Raw genomic sequence first — 17,862 nt, forward strand, 5'->3', positions numbered from 1 at the left:
TCGGAATTGAACTACTAATTCATATCATTTTTAAAGATTTTGTTTTGGGTTGGTCTTTTCTGATATTCTTTGGGAATTTATGAGTATGGTTTGGTATTTATGTAAACTACTAATATCCGCAGGCATCATTGTTGTGATTTCTGAGATATCCAAAAAGCTACCTTTGCTTGGTAGTTTAATCGCGTCTTTGCCCTTAATTTCTGTTCTTGGTATGATTTGGATGTACGCAGAAACAAAAGAGGTTTCACGGATTGCTGATCATGCGGAGGGCACATTTTGGTATGTGCTTCCCTCTCTCCCCATGTTCCTACTTATGCCATGGATGATGCGCAAAGGAGTCTCTTTTCCTGTCGCCTTGTCTGCGGGTATAGCTCTAACAGGTTTCCTCTATGTTGTCATGACTAAGGTTTTGGCAAAATTCGGGATGAATTTGTAGGCCCATTATGCAGATAAATTGGCCACTTTTCTCAGGTGCAATTTTTGGCTCATCCTCGGTTTTATTGGCTGCTTACGGGGCTCATGGATTGGAGCAAGTTTTTTTGACCACCCCAAAAATGCGGATTGCTTATGGAAATGCGGTGGATTTTCAAATGCTGCATTCCTTACTTTTGGTTATTTTGGGCCTAACCCTGTATATTCCAAAACTTCGACTGCCCGCTTATCTGTGGAAGACGCTTTTGTTATCGATTATCCTTTTTTGTATGAGTATTTATCTTTGGGTTTTTGGAGGACCTAACTGGTTGGTCAGGGTTACTCCTTTCGGCGGGATGGGCTTTGTTTTATCTTGGCTCATGTTAATCCGAATAATTTGGCTGAACTCATCATCTGATTAGGATTTAAATTAAATGAATAAAGCCTTAGCCACTGCAATTTGGATCTTAACTGTAATTAGTGCCTATTGGATGGGATTAGAACACGATTCTGTTCAGTCCAATAATTCATTCGTTGCTTCTTTGGATGGAAACTTGGAGAAATCCACTCTACCTCAAAAAAATAATTTTGTTTTGCCTGTTAAGGACAGCACTGCTCGGCCAATGGAAATCGCCGTTGTGGCTGCAGCATCTGAAATTGAAAAAGGAATTAGTGAAGAAGTAATTGAACCGTTAAAGAATCGTTCGTTAGCTAGTAAGTTGGGGTCCAGCCATCCACTTGAAAGGTTGGAAGCATTTGTTGAATTGCTCAAAGAGCCAAATGCTGGTGCCATTCAAACGGCACTGCAGGCCTACGAATCATTACCCGGAGGGCCCGGTCGATTCAGCGAGTTAAAAATCCTCGCTTTCGCCTGGGGCAAAGTAGACCCTGAGGCTGCACTGACTTGGAGTCAGAAGCAGGAACATTGGGACAAGCATGTTGCGAGCGGTTCGATCATGGATTCTTGGTCCCGTGAGGATGCTGATGCTGCAATTACTTGGGCGAAGGAAAACTTTGAGGGCGAAGAAAACCCCTATTTTATAGGGATTATTAATGGACTATCAGAATCAAGTTTACCCCGGGCCACTGATTTAATGACTGAGCTGCCTTATGGACGTGTCAGGGGAAGGTCTGCCCATATCTTATTCGAAAAGGTTTGGAATCAGGGAGAAGAGGTTGCCCTGCACTGGGCGGAACATTTGCCTGAAGGTTCATTGCAGGAATTTGCTTATGGAGAACTGGGAGAAAAAGTGGCTAGATCAAACATTTCCCGTGCAGTCGAGTGGGTGGACTCGATGGAGGACTCCTCGATAAAATCGGCAGTTAGTGAAGATGTTTCTCGCGAGATGGCGAGGCAGAACCCTAGTGATGCTGGAGAATGGGTCCTGCAGATGCCCGAAGGAGATTCCAGGAAAGTGGCGATGCAAGAGGTTGCAAAAGTTTGGTCGCGAAAAGACCCTACTGCCACCGCCGAATGGATTAATCAATTTCCTGAAGGAACTGATGCGGATCCGGCGATTGAGGCTTTGGTCCGGCAGATTAGAAAGTCGGATCCCCAAGGGGCATTGAACTGGGCGGCAAGCTTATCAAATTTAGAACAAAGAAAAAAATTGCTCGCGGAAACAGAGGCAGTGATAAAAGCCCAAAAATTTCCATCTGGTCGCAGTTCCAAGTAATTTGTTGTCACTTATATTCTAGGTAGAAAAGAGTCTAGCAAAGCTGGCTGCTTTGCCTTTTTACTAGGGAAAGTTTCGTAAAATCGACCGGTGTTGGTTAAGCTGTAAGCGGATTCGGTGACGGAGCAAACTAAGCTACTGTAAGGTCTACTTTTTTAGAAAAAATAAACAAATGGGCTGGGGTACATTAATTATGGAACCTCTTTGGTAAGTCAGCTTGCCACTTACAGGGTCGACACGATGAGCCGTTATGGTGTTGGAATCTTGTCCGGCCGCCAATAACCAGTTTCCACTTGGAGTTAAGTTAATATTTCTGGGGAATGCTCCTCGTATGGGTTGTTTTTGTAAAACCTTCAAGGAACCGTCCGGGTTTGTTGAAAAAACGGTCACGGAATCGTGTCCCCGATTAGAGGAATAAATCCACTTGCCTGATGGATGTGCCAAAATTTCCGCGGCCGAATTAAAGCTTTCACCTATTTTTTCAGGTTCTGTAAGGGTGGGGGACTCGCTTATACATTTTGCTTCTCCCAATTTGGAGTCCCAGGAAAAAACCTCAACCGATAGGCTTAATTCATTAAGCAAATAAATCCATTTCTCATTTGTGGAAAACCTCATGTGTCTTGGACCTCCCCCAGTTCGACTTCGTGCAATTCTGTGTGGAGACATTTTAATCTCTTCTAAATCAATTCGGTAAAGAACGATTTGATCGAGGCCAAGATCGGGGATAAGGGCGAATTTTCCGCAGGGAGAGTATCCACACCAGTGAGGATGGGGAGAATCTTGACGGGTTCCAAATACCTTAGAGCCACCGCTGTGTTCAAAGATAGTTGGCTTATTTAACTCACCCTTTTCATTGAGAGGAAAAAAACCAACCGAACCTCCCCCGTATTGGGTAGTAAGTAAAAATTTCCCACTCGGATGGACCGCGAGGTGGCACCCCATACCATCCGGGCAGACCTTGCGGGTAAATTCCTCAAGTTTTTGATCTTTTCCGATCTTGTATCCAACCACACCAGCCTGGTTTTTCCATCGGGCTACTGCATACAAACAATTTAGACTTGGGTGTGCTGTAAGAAAGCCTGGGGCATTAATTTTGGCAGCCAAAGAGACATCTGAGAACCGCCCCGTTTGTTCATTGAAACTAGTACGGTAAATACCTTCTGCCTTTTTTCCTCCTGTGCCAATGTAAAGAGTAAGTTCTTCTCCATGACTATATCGAGAAATCATGCCACTTAGTAAAATAAAAAAAAAGATGATTTTAGAATTTCTCATATTGCTTGGGGTACTTTCCATTTTTAGATGTAAGAAAAGGATGGCAACTTGCTACAGAGATTTTGATAAACATTAGTCTATGTAAAGAGAATATATTTTTTGGATTGCTGAAAAGAAGGCTATGTAAATGCTAATAAAAAGTGATTTGTAAAAATTTTAAGGAAAAAGAGCGCATGCGTAAAGTAGGTCGTTCCGCAGCCGAGGTTCTGGACCGATTATGCGAACTGGTCAAGCCCGGTATGAGCACTTGGGAAATTGATGAAGCTGGAGGTGAAATCATGGAGGAACTTGGAGTGAAGAGTGCCTGCAAGGGATATCGTTCAGGTCATCGCATCTTTCCATCACACACATGCTTATCCGTAAATGAAGAGGTTGTGCATGGCATCGGTATTAAAGAATGTATTCTTCAGGAGGGAGACGTTTTATCAGTTGATGTTTGTGTGAAGCAGGATGGATTTATTGGAGATAATTGCCGGACAGTTCCCGTGGGTGAAGTCACTGCTGAGGTGGCTCGTTTGCTTCGGGTAACTGAGCAGTCCTTATACCTAGGTTTAATCAATGCGCTGCATAAAAACCGGGTGGGAGATATCTCCTCCGGGGTACAGCAGCATGTGCGTGACCAAGGCTTTGCCATCATTACCAACTTTGTCGGTCACGGGGTTGGGCGTACCCTACATGAAGATCCCCAAATTCCGAACTTTGGAAAAGCGGGAACCGGTCCGCAACTGCGCAAGGGAATGGCCATTTGTGTCGAACCTATGGTAAACACAAAAAATCCAGGCATTCGTATGGCCAAAGATGGATGGACTGCATTGGCGGAAGATAAATTGCCCTCAGCTCATTTTGAACACACTCTTCTTGTTGATGTGGGTACCCCAGAGATCGTAACTTTGCCTCCCGGTTACCACCACGCGACCAAGTTTCTCAAAGAAAAATTAGAACAACTCGATCTCGAGGTCGAATTGGATTTTTAATGCCTTAATTCACAATGCTCAAAAAAATATCGGACAGTGTATTTTCTTTTGATGTCGAATGGATTCCCGATCCCAAGTCAGCAGAAATTTTACACAATTCCAAGCCTGTTGAAGAACCGGGTCCACAAGCTGAAGAATCCTTTGAAGCGTTGTGGTCGAGTGCACGAAAAGAGGGAGATGCCGCAGACTTTCAACCCTACCTTAAGACCATTTTATGTCGGGTGGTTTCCTTGGCGGGTATTCTTCGGGAACGGGCACCAGGAGGTCGTCCTTCGTTAAAACTTATTTCTTTACCTGTTGATCCCACAGATCCAGGGAAATCAGACGAAAAAACCATCCTCACAAGTTTTCTCAAATCAGTCGGTCGTAGAAAGCCCCAGTTGGTCGGTTATAATTCCGCACAGGCTGATGTCCCTATACTGGTACAGCGATCAATTGTTCACGGGCTTCCTGGTTTTGGTTTTTCTGATCGCCCCAATAAGCCCTGGGATGGGGTTGATTATTTTGATGCCCGCAATTCTGATTACAACATCGATCTGGCAGATGCGATGGGGCAATTCAGGGATCGTCCGACTTTACATCAGGCAGCAACTCTAAGCGGGATACCAGGAAAGATGGAAGTTAGCGGAGACTCCGTTGCTCAAATATGGTTGGAAGGCAAATTGGATGAGATTGTGGCCTATAATGAATTTGATGCTTTTACGACCCATTTACTTTGGGCAAGAGTTGCTCACTTTTCTGGTTTACTCACACCGGAAGAATACAATGAGGAGCAAAACCTGGTTCGTGAATTGCTCGAGTCTGAAAGCGCGCAAAATCGTCCGCATCTGCGCCGCTTTACAGAGGAATGGGAAAGATTGCTCACGATCACCGGTCAGAACTGACCGAAAATATCCTCCTCTTCTGAGGACTTTTAGGTTGTGAGGATGGACAAGAGGTGGTGGAACGATAAATTGCCCATAACTAACAATTGTAATAGATAAATATACATGACCACAGACACAGCGGCTCAGGAAGCCTTGGACAAATTATCGGAAACGCGCGAACGCTTGCTGGGGGAGATTCGCAAGGCGGTTGTTGGCCAAGACGAGGTAATCGAGCAGTTGCTCATCTCTTTGTTGGCACGCGGACATTGCCTGCTCACAGGTATTCCTGGATTGGGCAAAACCTTATTGGTCAAAACTGTGGCCAATTGCCTGACACTTGGATTTAAACGAATTCAATTTACTCCCGACCTTATGCCAGCTGATGTGGTTGGCTCGGAAGTGGTTGATGAAGATGCAAGCAGTGGCAAACTGTCCTTTCGTTTCGTTCCCGGCCCGATCTTTTCTCAAGTTGTATTAGCGGATGAAATCAACCGTACTCCGCCAAAGACTCAGGCTGCCTTGCTCGAGGCAATGGAAGAGAGACAGGTTACGGTTGCAGGAGAAACTCGTTCTCTAGAAAGCCCTTTTTTCGTACTCGCCACTCAAAACCCTATCGAATTGGAAGGCACTTATCCTTTGCCGGAGGCTCAGCTTGATCGCTTTTTGTTGAACCCAGTTATTCAATACCTTCCGGAAGCAGACGAAATACGGATGGTTGGAGATACCACCGGATCGGAACGTCCATTGCCTCAAGCGGTACTTTCCGGTCCTGAAATTGAAACTTTGCAATACCTTACCAGACAAGTGCCCGCCCCTGAAAGCGTGGTTTCTTACGCCGTGCGACTGGTTTCCGCTTCCCGTCCGGGAGAAACTGGATGCGATCCTTGGATTGCAGAAAGAATCAAATGGGGTGCGGGTTCCCGTGGTTCTCAGGCTTTGGTCCTTTCGGCGAAGGCACGTGCCTTACTTAACGGTCGTCCCAATGCTTCTCGCGAAGATATCCGGGCCATGGCCAAGTCGGCTCTGCGCCATCGTATTCTTCCGAGTTTTCTGGCTGAGTCTGAAGGTTTAAGCTCAGATGACCTGATCGACCGTTTGCTCGACCAGGTATCCGAATAAATAAACCAGCCCTCATTCTTAACCACATTTTCTCCACGTGATTAAATCTTCGGAGAATCCGCTGCTTGATCCGGTTCATCTTTCGAGGATTGATGATCTATTCCTGCTTGCAAAGGTAGTGGTAGAGGGAAACTTTTTTGGTTTACACCGAAGTAGGCGACAGGGGCAGGGGAATGAGTTTTTTCAATATCGTTCCTATGAGGCCGGTGAGGATTTAAAGAATGTGGACTGGAAGGTTTATGGTAAGCTGGGTGAATTGGTCTCCAAATCTTACCAGGAAAGTGCCAACGCCAACCTCTTTATCGTTTTAGATGGCAGTGCCTCCATGAGTTACCAAGGCGAGGGATCTCCCTGTTCCAAGTTCCGATATGCTCAAATGCTTGCCGCATGTATGGCATATTTAGCCCAGCGTCAGGGTGACCGGATCGGACTGTTTGGTGGGTCTGAGGATTCGATGCAATGGATGTTCCCATCCGGGGGGAAAGAAAGTTTTAAAAGCCTACTTGCCTGTATTGGCGGAATGAGTCCGAGTGGGTTGGATGTGGGCGATCCAGCCTGGGACAAATTCAAAAGCAAACTTCCGATGCACGCCACCGTGGTGGTTATCTCAGATTTTTTAGAAAATGAGGCTAAGCTGCGTGATCGTTTGAGTTTTGCCCGTTCTCCCCGTTATGAGTGTATCTGCTTACAGGTTCTTGACCCGCTTGAGGAAAAACTTCCCGATGCTGAGGCCGTTCGTTTTGTTGAACTTGAAGGGCAGGGAGAAGTTTCCGTATCTCCTGATCGTATCCGTGGAGATTATCAATTGAGTATGAGCAATCATTTGGAAAAGCTCAGTGGGATTTTCGCTGGAACGGGTTCTGAATTTTCTACCTTACGTACCCACGACGATCTGGGTCATGGCATCCGCAAATTTCTTGGTATGCGGGGGATGAATAAATGATGGAATTTGGACAGCCTCTTGCTTTGTGGACTGGCCTCGCCATAGCACTGCCAATTATTGCCCATTTAGCCTACCAGAGGATTGCTCATAAAGTATCCTTCTCAAGTCTCCGTTTTCTTCGTTCTTCAAGTATTCCCAGGACAGGTCGTCGTAAACCCAGTGACTGGTTACTCCTTATTCTACGCATTTTACTCTTTGTCCTGTTGGCCCTCCTGCTTGCGGATCCGTACTGGCAAGAGCCTGATTTGGAAAACCCGTTATCTTCGGGGTCCAGCCAATCAATCTTTGTTATCGATTGTAGCCCGAGTATGTCAGGTTGGGGAGCATGGGATGAAATGATTGAAGAAGTCGGCGTCCGTTTACAAAATTCAGCCGATGAAACATTTGGTTTATTGGCTACTCAAAAGGGTGCTTTAACCGAGTGGGCTGTGGGAACAAAAAAGGAAGAACTGCTCAAGGCCATTGAGGAATTAACCCCCCAGTCATCAGCCCTTGGGATTCAAAATTTGATCGATCGGTCAGCGGATTTGTTTTCACCGCAGGCAGGTTTGAAAAAAGTTGTCTGCGTTAGTGACTTTCAAAAATCTTCCTGGCAGGACATGGCTGGATCGTTCGGAGAGGCCGGAATTACTATTGAATTGCTCCCAGTTGGACATGGTGAAGCCCCCTGGTCAACTCGATCCTTTAATCGATCAATCGTGGATGCCCGGGTTGCTCCTTTGGGTACTGAAAAAGTCCGGGTTTGGACGGCTTTGCGAAATTGGGAAGATCAACGATCGGATATAAATGTTTCCATTTTTGCTGGTGGTGCTGTCAGGCAGACGATTGAAACCTCTCTTCCTCCTTTGGGCTCGCAACAAGTTCAATTTATTTTACCGGCTCAAGATTTTGCTCAAGCATCAGTAAGTATTGACCAGGCAGATGCTTATGCTTTGGACGATAATCAATCGTTATGGGTTCTTCCACCCTTACCACGATCTTTTGGTTTTTGGAAAAATCCTAGCCCGAAGGATTCTGATTCCTTGGAGCAACAATTTCTTCAGGCGGCCATGGAAAGTGCCGGTGATGGCACTTGGATTCGTTGGCAGGAAAATAAAGAAAGGGCCAATGAAGTGCGGATGGGAATAACCGGACCACCCCTTGAATTACTCCTGGTTCTTGGCCTGTCCAGATGGTTTGAAGATGAGGACTTATCCATCCCTTTGGATTCTCACTTGCAGGGCGGGGGAACTGTACTAATTACCCCCCCAGATGATTCATTTGTAGCAATGAACCAAGTTTTTAAAGAATCAGGAATGCTCAGTTTTACTTTTGGCGGGATTAACCAGACTATACCGGGGATCGACCCTTTTCGCTTTGAAGTGCTGGCGGAGAAAAGTGAATTATCGAGGGTATTCTCAGGTGATTCCGCCCGGGACTTGTATCTTTCCCAAATTAAACAATTTATAACTGTTCAAGAAGATGAGAGCCTGGAAGTTCCTTTGCGGGATCGTTCTGGCAAACCCTTGGTTTTAGTTCGTTCATTTCCCAGTGGTGGAAGGCTGATCTTTTTTACTTTTCGCATGTTTCCCCAATGGACAGACCTGCCTATGCGTAACTCTTTTCTTCCTTTACTTGTTGAGTTGTGTGCCCTCAATCAAAAGCAAGAGAGCCTTGGAGGAGCTATCCGTTTGCAGGCAGGAGAGGCATTAGAGATCGGGGACAACCCTGTGGATACTCAAAACCTTGGGCTTTTTCAAATGGGTGAAAAAAGGATTGAAGTTGTGCATCCCCTTGTTGAATCCATGCCTGAGGTGATCAATCAGAATGAATTAACTGAAGCTCTCGTTGGAAACTCCTCTTCGGTGCCGGCAGACTTGTCTGTCAACCAAGTCAAAGCTCAATCAGGTATCCCTCTTTGGCCTTGGTTTGCATTAGCTTCGGCCATCCTCATTATTACAGAAATGATCCTCTCGGCCCCAGTTTCTAAAACTCATAACAGTGAGGAGTCGGCAAGTGGCTAATTTTGTACGCAGATTACGCAGGGAATCACGGGTCATGGTTTTTGCTCAGTCCCTTGGTGCAATTATTTCCGGTTTTCTTGCCTGGTCAGGTTTATTGATTCTTCTCGATCTTTATGACGCTTTTTCACCGATTCAGGAAGCGGAGGTTTCGACTTGGTTATTTGGGGCTATTACCTTGTCCCTTTTTTGCTTTTTGATTTTGTTTATTCGTACATGGATTAGCCGTCCTGGTTCTGCGCAACTGGCCAGGCAAGTGGAGTCTGCCAATCCCGAATTGCGAGATCTTTTAAACTCAGCGGTCGAGATAGAAGAAAAAAGGAAAAAACCTGGGTTGATGGAACGCCGAGTTCTGCGTGAGCTAGATAGAAAATCCTTATCCCTTGATTGGGGCAAAGGAGTTCGTCCTTCTGCTTCATTTTGGAATTTTTTGGTGGTTGGACTTGTATGCGGCTTACTTCTTTCCCTTTGGAATATGGACCGCAGTCCGCTCAACAAAGCTCTCGCATCCTGGACTGGTGAACCGGGACTTCGTGTACAGACAAGTTTAAGCGGAGCCACCGATGATCAATTAAACGATCCCGACTTTGAGTACCGAAGGGGGACAGATGTATCGATACGAGCCGAAGTTCTGCGGGGGCATCGAGGCTCTAAATCGGCATCGATTGAATGGGGTGAAGAAAACGGTACCGTCCGTCTAAGTATGGTCCCGACCGAAACACCTGGTCAGTTAGAGTTTGTACTGCCCTCCCTTCAAGAGACCCTTCGATACCGGGTAGTCACCCCTTCGTTGGAAAGTGCTTGGCATCAAATCATTCCTTACGATCCACCCGAGCTCGAATTTGCCCGTTGGGAAATTACGCCACCTGCTTACTTAAAAATGGGACAAATTAATCATGATGGCTTTGGCTATCTTGAAGCTCCTGAAAACAGTGAGGTTCGCTTGGATGTCCGGGTGAAAGATTTCCCAGAACAGGTAAGAGCACGCTTAATTAGTGAAGAGGGTAATTATTCATTGGAGAAAATCGGAAAGGTCACTTTTTCTTGGAAAGGGAAAATGGAAAAAGAATGGTCTGCGCGTTTGGGGCTATCTGATCCCAGCGAGCCTGGACGACCGGAAATTCTTTATGATTTAGTGAATTTTTCCCCGGTTCCTGATGAACCTCCAATTATTGAGATTTCAGAACCTGCTAAGGATTTGGAACTTCCTTATGACGCAGAGCCATTACTCATCGAGGTCTTTGCTGCAGATGATCACGGGATTTCCGATTTGCGCCTCCATGTATCTCACGACGGAGAAAAGCGGGAAGAGGGACTATTTGTCGATCCAGTGGAAAAAGAAAAAGCAGTTACTGGCATTTTAGACCTCAGCGAATATCCGCTCGCTGTAGGAGATGTAATCACATACATGGCCTTTGCTGCCGATAATAAGGAACCCAAAAACCAACTTGCTCGGTCCGAAATCTATTTTATCGAAATTCTTCCTCCAGAAGGAAATTCGACCGAGTCGGAAGATCAAGCGGGTGCAGGTATGGAGGGCGATACCAAAGAAATCCCCATCCGACAATTCATTAACCGTACCAAACAGATCATCCGGGATAGTTATGATGCATTGATGGAAGATGGATTGGAAAAGGAGGAAAGGTCCCTCGCCTTGTGTACCGAGGCTTTGAGCTTAAAAAACGAAATGACCAAGACTTTTGATGAGTTTGAGGGAATGTTTCCGATTGTTGATGGATTGGACCTCGGTGAATTGCTCAACGAAGCCACCTATCATATTGAACAGACAGAAATTTACACGGGAGATCAGGAGCTTGAATTGTCCCTCGAATCTTCGGAACAGGCCCTGCGTAAACTGGTACAGCTATACGCGTTGATGCAACAGTTGGAAAAAGAAAAGACAAAAGGTCAGGGTCAGGGACAACCGAGTAAAAGTGCAGGCAAAGAGGGGGAGCAAAAGGAAGAGGAGCCCAAGGGAGAAAAGAGCAAAGACCCAGCACAACAACTTGAAGAATTGGCCAAGGAAATGGAAGAACTTGAAAACCTTGAAGCACGCCAGGACTCTTTAAATGAACAGGTCGGACAAGCTGCGGGTAGCGGACAATCCGGAAAACCGAATCAGAACCTCGCCAGTGAACAGGAGGGAATACGTCGAGATCTCGATGGTTTGCGACAGCAAAGGTATGATCGGAATGGAAAACTTGGAGATGTAGCAGACCTTGACCAGGCTGGTCGGGAGATGAAGGCAGGGGCTGGCGACTTGCGACGAGATCAACCCCGCCAAGCTCAACCTCACGGCGAGCTCGCATCTGAGGCCCTGGGGCGTGCAATCTCCCAAGTCGAACAAGAGATGTCCAAGCTTGCGGCTGATATGGTTGATCAATTGACCGAGATGGCTGAACAACTTGGAGAAGGACAGGGGAATCTTCGTGGAGAAACTGAAAATGCTAAGGGTGGACAGGGTGAACGATTACGCGAAGAACAGGATAGTTTGAACGAGGGTCTGGAAGACTTGCTTGAAGAGATTGATCGTACCGCGAGATCACTCGGTAAATATCAGGATCGTGCCACCGAGGAACTTCTAAAAGCCGCCCGGGATGCTAAGGAAGATGGGTTGGAGCAAGCGGGGAAGCGAGCATCAAACTCTCTGCTCTACGATGCTTTTCCTCAAGCCCAGAAGGAACAGGGGAAAGTAGAGGATGGGTTAGAGGGTTTACAGGGTGGCCTGCAAAAAGTTGAGGATCAATTGCGCTACGGGGAAAGTTCTGAACTTGGAGAGTTGGCCGAACGTTTACAACGCATGAGCCAGGAAGGTGCGGGCATGGGAGAGGAAGAATTTAGGCAGGCGAATGAAGAAGCCGCTCGGGCCTTAGGCAATTTGCCTGATGCCGAGTCTGATGAGCGATTATTAAACCTTACACGGATGTTTGAGGAGTCCGCCATATCCGAAAATATCAGCAATGGCCGGTCTCTTTCTGCTGGTGCTGTGGAACAGGCCTCGCGTTTGATCGAACAATTTTATTGGCAGCAAGCGGTCGAACAGAGCTTGCGGCGTAACCATCAATCCACCCGTGCGCCTGCCCGATACCGAAAACAAGTACAGGAATACTTTCGTCGCATCGCGGAGGGTCCTTAAGAGGTATGGAATCGATCGGACTAGAATGGCCTTATTCCTATTCCTGGCTGATTGCCGGGGTAGGGCTTTATTTTATACTTCTCTTTTGGCATGCTAGGTGTCTGTTTAATGCAAGCACTGCTAAAGACGCTTGGAAATTGATTATTCTTCGTGGTCTTTTCGGCTTAATCTTTCTCATCTTGATCACCCGGCCATTTATAGAGACGAAGGAAACGAACCCTGATGCGGTAAGGTTGGTTGCTGCGGTAGATTTGTCTGGAAGTATGAACCACCGGGATCAGTCCGGTGGTAAAAGGCGAATTGATTTGGTCCGTTCTTTTCTCGACCCCGACCGCACGGGCTCGTGGTTTAATCAAACAAGGGAGAGTTTTGGGGCAGTTGATCGACTGGGCTTTTCCATTGACGATATATCTGCCATCCGTTCATCCAGCTGGTCCATTCCAGAGAGTGGTGAAAATACTGCCATTGGGGACGCTTTAATTGAACTACTTGAACGGCAGGATAAGGAAGCCCCTGGAGCGGTTGTGCTTTTTTCAGATGGTCGAAATAATGTGGGGAAATCTCCACTTATTGCGGGTGACCAATACCGTAACCGAGGCATTCCCATAAACGTGATTGGAGTGGGTGAGGCTCAGGAACAGGGAAATCTTTCCGTCTCTTTTTCGGAGGTTCCTTCCGAAATCGTAGCCAAGGAAGAATTGATTCTTGCTGCCGAAATAAATAATGGATTTGGCCGAGATGTAAAACTAGTTGCCCGCCTGTTTGCTGAGGAAGAAGAATTGGAGGATCGATCGATTACTCTACAAGCTGGCGAGTCAAGGCTGTTGAATTTTAGCCCTGTTGTCCCAGAAATTGCTGGGGTTCGTACCTATCGCGTGGTCCTTGATTCGGTCGAGAGAGATTCCGACCCCTCCGACAATTCTGATGCACAAGTTATTCAAATTCTTCCGCCCGCTTTTTTTTCCGCACTCTATTTATCTCACCAAATTAATCCCTTGTATCCTTTTCTTAAACGCTCCCTAGCTAGCGATCGTTTTCAGTTGAGTTCGCTCATTCGTTTGGGGGAGAAAACTTTTCATGCTCGTGGGGAAAAGCTTTCTCCAAAAGGATACCCACAAAACCCCGCCTTTTGGATGGATTATGATGTCGTCTTGCTGGATGCCGGTTGCTTGAAAGAATTAAACTCAACTATGATTTCCTCGCTCAAGGATTTTGTGCAAAAACGGGGAGGTGGACTTTTGCTTTTTGGAGAACCGAGCTTGGCACGTGAAATCCTTGGCGGGGTTATGCCAGCGGTCGATACCCAATCTTCTCGTGGGAAACAAAACCTATCTCTTTCGGTTTTACCCGACCCTTTGTTCTCCGAGCGTAAACGATTGGATAATTGGAAAACTTTTTTGCCTGCTGGATTGCCAGCTCATTTAATCACCCGGGTCAATCCGGCAGCACGGGAGGTGGTCAGTCTCAAAGGCAGGCCGGATCTATCTGTCATGGCATTACAGGCATATGGAGCGGGTAAATCTGCTTATTGGGGCTCTACCCATGATTGGAGAAGGGCATTGAGTGACGAAGAACGTTCTCGTGAGTTTTCACTCTTCTGGCAGGGAGTGGTTGAGTGGCTTGGTTCGGGCACAGTCGAGCGGATCAAGGTCGAGCAAACGCCTGGCTTTTTGATTGCAGGAGATGAAACCTCATTGCGAATGGAAGCTTTGGGGGCAGATTTTGAACCCTCTATGGATGCAAGAGTGGAGGCAAATATAACTGGCCCGGAGGGTTTTTCCAAAACCTTGCAACTTTATCCACAAGGAGGTGACCTTGGTACCTACGCTGGGAAATTTATCCCTCCTCACCCAGGGCCTTACCGAGTGGTTTACAATCTCGGTTTTCCTGATGGTGAAAAGATCGAGCAATCTTCCTACCTGAAAATTCGGCAATTCGGAGATGAGGCCAAGGATATGCGCTATGCCGAGCGTGATTTACAAATGCTTGCCAACCTAACAGGTGGTTCATTTGTAAGAGTCGAAGATATGACTGATACATGGGTGCCCAACCTATCTGCCGCCCTACCTACAATAAGTAAGAGAAATGACTTGGCTAATGCCTGGCCTTTGTTTGCAGTTTTGTTTCTCGCTGCGGGAGTCGAATGGGTCTTGCGAAGAAAAGGGGGCTTGCGATGATGGGGGCGAGAGTAATGCCGCTGGTATTCGCTATGGGTCTATCCAAGCTTGTTTATTCTCAGGATGTAATTTCTCCCGTTTCTATTGAGGGCAATCAAACTGATAATAATCAGACTGAAGTTACTTTGCCTGCTATGCGTTCAAGCATAGACAATACTTTAAATCAGGCGTCTCAAAAGCTAAAGTCCTCCAAGGTGGAAGAACGAGTTGGGGCAGCCAAGCTCTTGGGTAAGTATGCTAATGCCCAAGTAAGTCTGCTTTTGATTGGTGCGTTGGATGATTCCAGTGAATTGGTTCGTCGTGCGGTAATGGTCTCTTTGGTCGAGCATTTTAACAATGGTGCCCCGATTTATGAACAGGCATTGGTCGAAAAAATATTTTCCAAAATTGGAGATCCTGATGTCGAGGTTAGGCGTGAAACTTCCGCCCTCATTCCACGTTTAATTCCTGGTCTCATGCGATCCGGGATGGAAAGAATTCAAGTAAATGGACGAAGTATACTTCGGTCAGTTCCCGGGAAGCTTCGCCAAGATTTACAAGACCTGGCGAATCAGGCCTTGATCGACCCTGACTCCATTGTCCGTCAAAATGTTTTAAAGCATCACTTCTCTTTACGTTTTCAAATGGAATCTCAAACTTTCGTCCGGTTGCTAGGGGATAAGGATGTTTCTGTTTTGCTCGTTGCCTTGGATCAAGCCCGCATGTACGCCGCTCAATCTGGTACTTATGATCAAATGGAGGCCCTTACTAAACATTCAGATGTTGGGGTGCGGGCAAAGTTGGCGAGGACAGTCCTGTCTTTGGGACGTTCTTTCCCGCAATATCGAAAAATACTCAGGATATTGACCAACGACCCAGTGGATGAAGTGGCTACTCTTTCAGCTGTAGATCTGGCGAGGTTGGGTGAGCGGGTATCCAACCAGATGATCGATCGAATTATCGCTTACTTGTCAAAGGCCAAGGGACTTTTTGGTAAAGCTGAGTCCTTATTTTATTCTCTCTCTGCTTTGGGTTCAGATGCAAAACGAATTTATACAGCTTTGCTCGAACACCCAAGTGCGAGTATGCGATCTCAGGCATGGGTACGTCATCTAACTCTTTCTGAAGGTTGGAAAAATGCCTCCAGTTGGAGGTATGCATTGCAGGATCGAGATATTAAAGTGCGAAAAGCGGTGCTATCCCTTCTTCGTGGACGGGTTGAACAGATCAACCGCAATGATTTAACCAATCTGATTAAAAGCCGCCATGTCGAGGTTCGGTCCTTTGCATCGGAACTTTTATTGGTCGCAGAAAAAGAAGTGGTTAAAGAATGTTTTTTTGATCTCCTAATCGATGAAGACTCTCTCGTTCGCTCAACTACTTTGCGAGCCCTTGCAAAGATTCAGGCAGATGGTTGGGTAGACCTCCATGCCCGCTCATTAAAAGATAAGGATTATGCTATTCAACGAGCCGCTATGGATGGATTGCTGGGTGATCATAAGGTTGGATTGCCTGCCTTGCTCAAATATTTACGCCAATATCCAGCTGAACGAATTAGTGCATTGGCCCGAAGAGAACTTCAGCAAATGGGAATAAATCCATGAGATCTAGTCTACTGTTTTGTTTTTCCGTATGGATAGCCGTTTTTTCTCACGGCCAAGATTCATCGGTTCAGATGGAGAATACCGGGGCCATTCGGATCATGCAGTTACGCAGGGATGGTCCAACGCGTGTACGTTACCCCGATGCGCTGCCCAGTCTGCTCGAACTTATGAATGAGCGGTCCCTCGCCAATTTTGATCCCGATCCGCTATTTATCGAATCCTTGGCTGATGAAAGGCTGTTTGAACATCCAGTCCTCTATGTAAATTGTGACGAACTTCCCAATTTCGATTTTTCATCCGAGGAAAATGAAGCTTTGCGTAGGTATATGACACTTGGGGGATTTGTTTACCTCGACGCTGGTATAAAGGCATCCTTTCTTGGTACTGATCTTGGACACAGTTATGCAGCGTGGGAAGAACGGGCTGAGGTTCGTCAGTGGTTTGAGCAATTATTTCCTGATCAGCCCTTTACTCCCTTACCCAGAAATCATGAAATATTCCGAACCTTTTACAAGGGCTTGCCTGGTAACGAATATTTGCGCTTAGAAGAAGACCAAAAGCGTTTGCCCGATACCGTGCTCACTTTTGTGGAGCAGGAAAAGTGGCCTCAGGGAACATACTCCATGGTCGGAATAAAAGTAAATGATCGGCTTGCCTGTGTTGCCTCTCCTATTTGTGCGATGGGGTGGGGCAGGGACGAATTCGGTGCATGGATACCACCCATTTCTTTTCGGGTTCGAGAATCAGCCGAAGATTTTGATGAGACTCTACAGGTTGCTTCCTTTGCCGGACAAACTTATGAGGTTACCCGTGAAGATGGGTTGAAGGATGAAATCTACTTAGTTCCGGGAAACCGTCCGCTCTGGGTAAAAGAACCCACCGGCCGCTGGAGGATCTTCAAATATTATTCGGGGGAAGAAATAAGCAATTATGCACACTCCTTTTATGCCCGTTTGGGCATGAATGTTTTTCTTTATGCCTTGCTAAACTAAAAAAAATATCAATTAGCTAGGCATTCATGAAGGCAGAAGATATTTTCCCCACCCCTCCAGAAGCGCCCGACCCCACACTTTGGCAAAGAGTAAGTGGTTCGCCTTATTTTTGGTGGTTTGTTGCTATGTTCCTTTTGGGACTTTTGGTCGTTTTGTTACCCTCCCAGTGTTCCTTCGAGGGACTTCAGTTTGCACAGGAGGAAGCAGAGGACATTGATGCGGCTCCATTTGTTGATCAAAATGAAGAGCTTCAGCAACGGTTGGATGGATTGTGGTACAACCAAGCTGATGATCTACCCTATACGGGAATAGGTGTAACCTTTCACCAGAACGGAGTGAAGAAGACACGTACTAAATTTTCTGAGGGCCTGGCTATTGGTCTGATCGAGGAATGGGATAACAATGGTTCATTGATTGGACCCCAATTCAAAAACGAATTCAAAAGATAGCCCTGTATTATTGGCGATTGGTCGTATTTTTTAGAGTAGAGAAGGTTTTCGTATTCTGTTCTTGGGTGCCTAGTCTGGCATGAACCAAGGAGGCTCCTAGTAACATCGGGGCAATTAAATTGATGATTGGAAATGTCCAAAGGAAGGTAGCGACTGTACCATGGCCTAACTTTCCAGGCTTCTTTTGCCTAACCTCCCGGGGTAGGCGAAGTTCGATGAGTTGTCCGTATTCCCGGCTTAGCAGGTAACCACCCAATAAAAATT

At 46.4% G+C, this 17,862-nt stretch carries 14 protein-coding genes and 1 pseudogene; 13 read left to right on the plus strand and 2 right to left on the minus strand.

Going from position 1 to position 17,862, the window contains the following annotated elements:
* Positions 1–85 precede the first annotated feature (85 nt).
* Genes ACKPQ4_RS01625 through ACKPQ4_RS01635 form a run of 3 tightly spaced genes read left to right on the plus strand, consistent with a single transcriptional unit; the run spans position 86 to position 2,087 of the window.
* Complete coding sequence (locus tag ACKPQ4_RS01625) at positions 86–436, plus strand: DUF3147 family protein (protein WP_407679467.1); 351 nt, start codon at positions 86–88, stop codon at positions 434–436.
* A gap of 7 nt (positions 437–443) precedes the next feature.
* Positions 444–833 (plus strand): DUF423 domain-containing protein, encoded by a 390-nt coding sequence (locus ACKPQ4_RS01630; protein WP_407679468.1) that lies wholly within the window; start codon positions 444–446, stop codon positions 831–833.
* Between the two features lie 12 nt (positions 834–845).
* A complete protein-coding gene (locus ACKPQ4_RS01635; protein ID WP_407679469.1) occupies positions 846–2,087 on the plus strand; it encodes a hypothetical protein in 1,242 nt (413 codons plus the stop codon).
* Between the two features lie 147 nt (positions 2,088–2,234).
* Here ACKPQ4_RS01635 and ACKPQ4_RS01640 read toward each other — a convergent pair whose 3' ends face one another.
* Positions 2,235–3,359, minus strand: a complete 1,125-nt coding sequence (locus ACKPQ4_RS01640) for a lactonase family protein (RefSeq protein ID WP_407679470.1) — start codon at positions 3,357–3,359, stop codon at positions 2,235–2,237.
* Between the two features lie 140 nt (positions 3,360–3,499).
* On the opposite strand from ACKPQ4_RS01640, the gene map reads away from it, so the two are divergent.
* The 10 genes from map (at position 3,500) to ACKPQ4_RS01690 (ending at position 17,598) form a co-directional block, all read left to right on the plus strand.
* Positions 3,500–4,333 (plus strand): type I methionyl aminopeptidase, encoded by an 834-nt coding sequence (gene map, locus ACKPQ4_RS01645; RefSeq protein WP_407679471.1) that lies wholly within the window; start codon positions 3,500–3,502, stop codon positions 4,331–4,333.
* Between the two features lie 14 nt (positions 4,334–4,347).
* Positions 4,348–5,217: a hypothetical protein gene (locus tag ACKPQ4_RS01650; RefSeq protein WP_407679472.1), complete on the plus strand. Its 870-nt coding sequence runs from the start codon at positions 4,348–4,350 to the stop codon at positions 5,215–5,217.
* Between the two features lie 105 nt (positions 5,218–5,322).
* Positions 5,323–6,318: an AAA family ATPase gene (locus ACKPQ4_RS01655; RefSeq protein WP_407679473.1), complete on the plus strand. Its 996-nt coding sequence runs from the start codon at positions 5,323–5,325 to the stop codon at positions 6,316–6,318.
* 37 nt (positions 6,319–6,355) lie between these two features.
* The gene (locus ACKPQ4_RS01660; protein ID WP_407679474.1) at positions 6,356–7,261 is read left to right on the plus strand and encodes a DUF58 domain-containing protein; all 906 of its coding nucleotides are present in this window, start codon (positions 6,356–6,358) and stop codon (positions 7,259–7,261) included.
* Positions 7,258–9,264: a BatA domain-containing protein gene (locus tag ACKPQ4_RS01665; RefSeq protein WP_407679475.1), complete on the plus strand. Its 2,007-nt coding sequence runs from the start codon at positions 7,258–7,260 to the stop codon at positions 9,262–9,264. The genes ACKPQ4_RS01660 and ACKPQ4_RS01665 overlap by 4 nt, the downstream gene beginning before the upstream one ends.
* On the plus strand, positions 9,257–12,397 hold the full coding sequence (locus ACKPQ4_RS01670; protein WP_407679476.1) for a hypothetical protein: 3,141 nt from the start codon (positions 9,257–9,259) through the stop codon (positions 12,395–12,397). The genes ACKPQ4_RS01665 and ACKPQ4_RS01670 overlap by 8 nt, the downstream gene beginning before the upstream one ends.
* A 5-nt stretch (positions 12,398–12,402) precedes the next feature.
* Positions 12,403–14,574 (plus strand): vWA domain-containing protein, encoded by a 2,172-nt coding sequence (locus ACKPQ4_RS01675; RefSeq protein WP_407679477.1) that lies wholly within the window; start codon positions 12,403–12,405, stop codon positions 14,572–14,574.
* Between the two features lie 14 nt (positions 14,575–14,588).
* Positions 14,589–16,157, plus strand: coding sequence for a hypothetical protein (locus tag ACKPQ4_RS01680; RefSeq protein WP_407679478.1), 1,569 nt, complete (start codon positions 14,589–14,591; stop codon positions 16,155–16,157).
* A complete protein-coding gene (locus ACKPQ4_RS01685; protein ID WP_407679479.1) occupies positions 16,154–17,149 on the plus strand; it encodes a DUF4159 domain-containing protein in 996 nt (331 codons plus the stop codon). The genes ACKPQ4_RS01680 and ACKPQ4_RS01685 overlap by 4 nt, the downstream gene beginning before the upstream one ends.
* A gap of 26 nt (positions 17,150–17,175) precedes the next feature.
* Positions 17,176–17,598 carry a toxin-antitoxin system YwqK family antitoxin gene (locus ACKPQ4_RS01690; RefSeq protein WP_407679480.1) on the plus strand — a complete coding sequence of 141 codons (423 nt, stop codon included), beginning with the start codon at positions 17,176–17,178 and terminating at the stop codon, positions 17,596–17,598.
* 7 nt (positions 17,599–17,605) lie between these two features.
* Here the strand turns inward: ACKPQ4_RS01690 and ACKPQ4_RS01695 are convergent.
* A pseudogene (locus ACKPQ4_RS01695) lies at positions 17,606–17,862 on the minus strand (hypothetical protein); the annotation flags it as partial.

Source organism: Candidatus Chordibacter forsetii (assembly GCF_964187505.1).
Lineage (GTDB): Bacteria > Verrucomicrobiota > Verrucomicrobiia > Opitutales > Seribacteraceae > Chordibacter > Chordibacter forsetii.

Bases quoted from the DNA above. Each gene is read 5' to 3' on its own strand.
- ACKPQ4_RS01625 (WP_407679467.1), top strand. From the start codon at position 86: ATGGTTTGGTATTTATGTAAACTACTAATATCCGCAGGCATCATTGTT.
- ACKPQ4_RS01630 (WP_407679468.1), top strand. From the start codon at position 444: ATGCAGATAAATTGGCCACTTTTCTCAGGTGCAATTTTTGGCTCATCC.
- ACKPQ4_RS01635 (WP_407679469.1), top strand. From the start codon at position 846: ATGAATAAAGCCTTAGCCACTGCAATTTGGATCTTAACTGTAATTAGT.
- ACKPQ4_RS01640 (WP_407679470.1), bottom strand. From the start codon at position 3,359: ATGAGAAATTCTAAAATCATCTTTTTTTTTATTTTACTAAGTGGCATG.
- ACKPQ4_RS01650 (WP_407679472.1), top strand. From the start codon at position 4,348: ATGCTCAAAAAAATATCGGACAGTGTATTTTCTTTTGATGTCGAATGG.
- ACKPQ4_RS01655 (WP_407679473.1), top strand. From the start codon at position 5,323: ATGACCACAGACACAGCGGCTCAGGAAGCCTTGGACAAATTATCGGAA.
- ACKPQ4_RS01665 (WP_407679475.1), top strand. From the start codon at position 7,258: ATGATGGAATTTGGACAGCCTCTTGCTTTGTGGACTGGCCTCGCCATA.
- ACKPQ4_RS01675 (WP_407679477.1), top strand. From the start codon at position 12,403: ATGGAATCGATCGGACTAGAATGGCCTTATTCCTATTCCTGGCTGATT.
- ACKPQ4_RS01680 (WP_407679478.1), top strand. From the start codon at position 14,589: ATGCCGCTGGTATTCGCTATGGGTCTATCCAAGCTTGTTTATTCTCAG.
- ACKPQ4_RS01685 (WP_407679479.1), top strand. From the start codon at position 16,154: ATGAGATCTAGTCTACTGTTTTGTTTTTCCGTATGGATAGCCGTTTTT.
- ACKPQ4_RS01690 (WP_407679480.1), top strand. From the start codon at position 17,176: ATGAAGGCAGAAGATATTTTCCCCACCCCTCCAGAAGCGCCCGACCCC.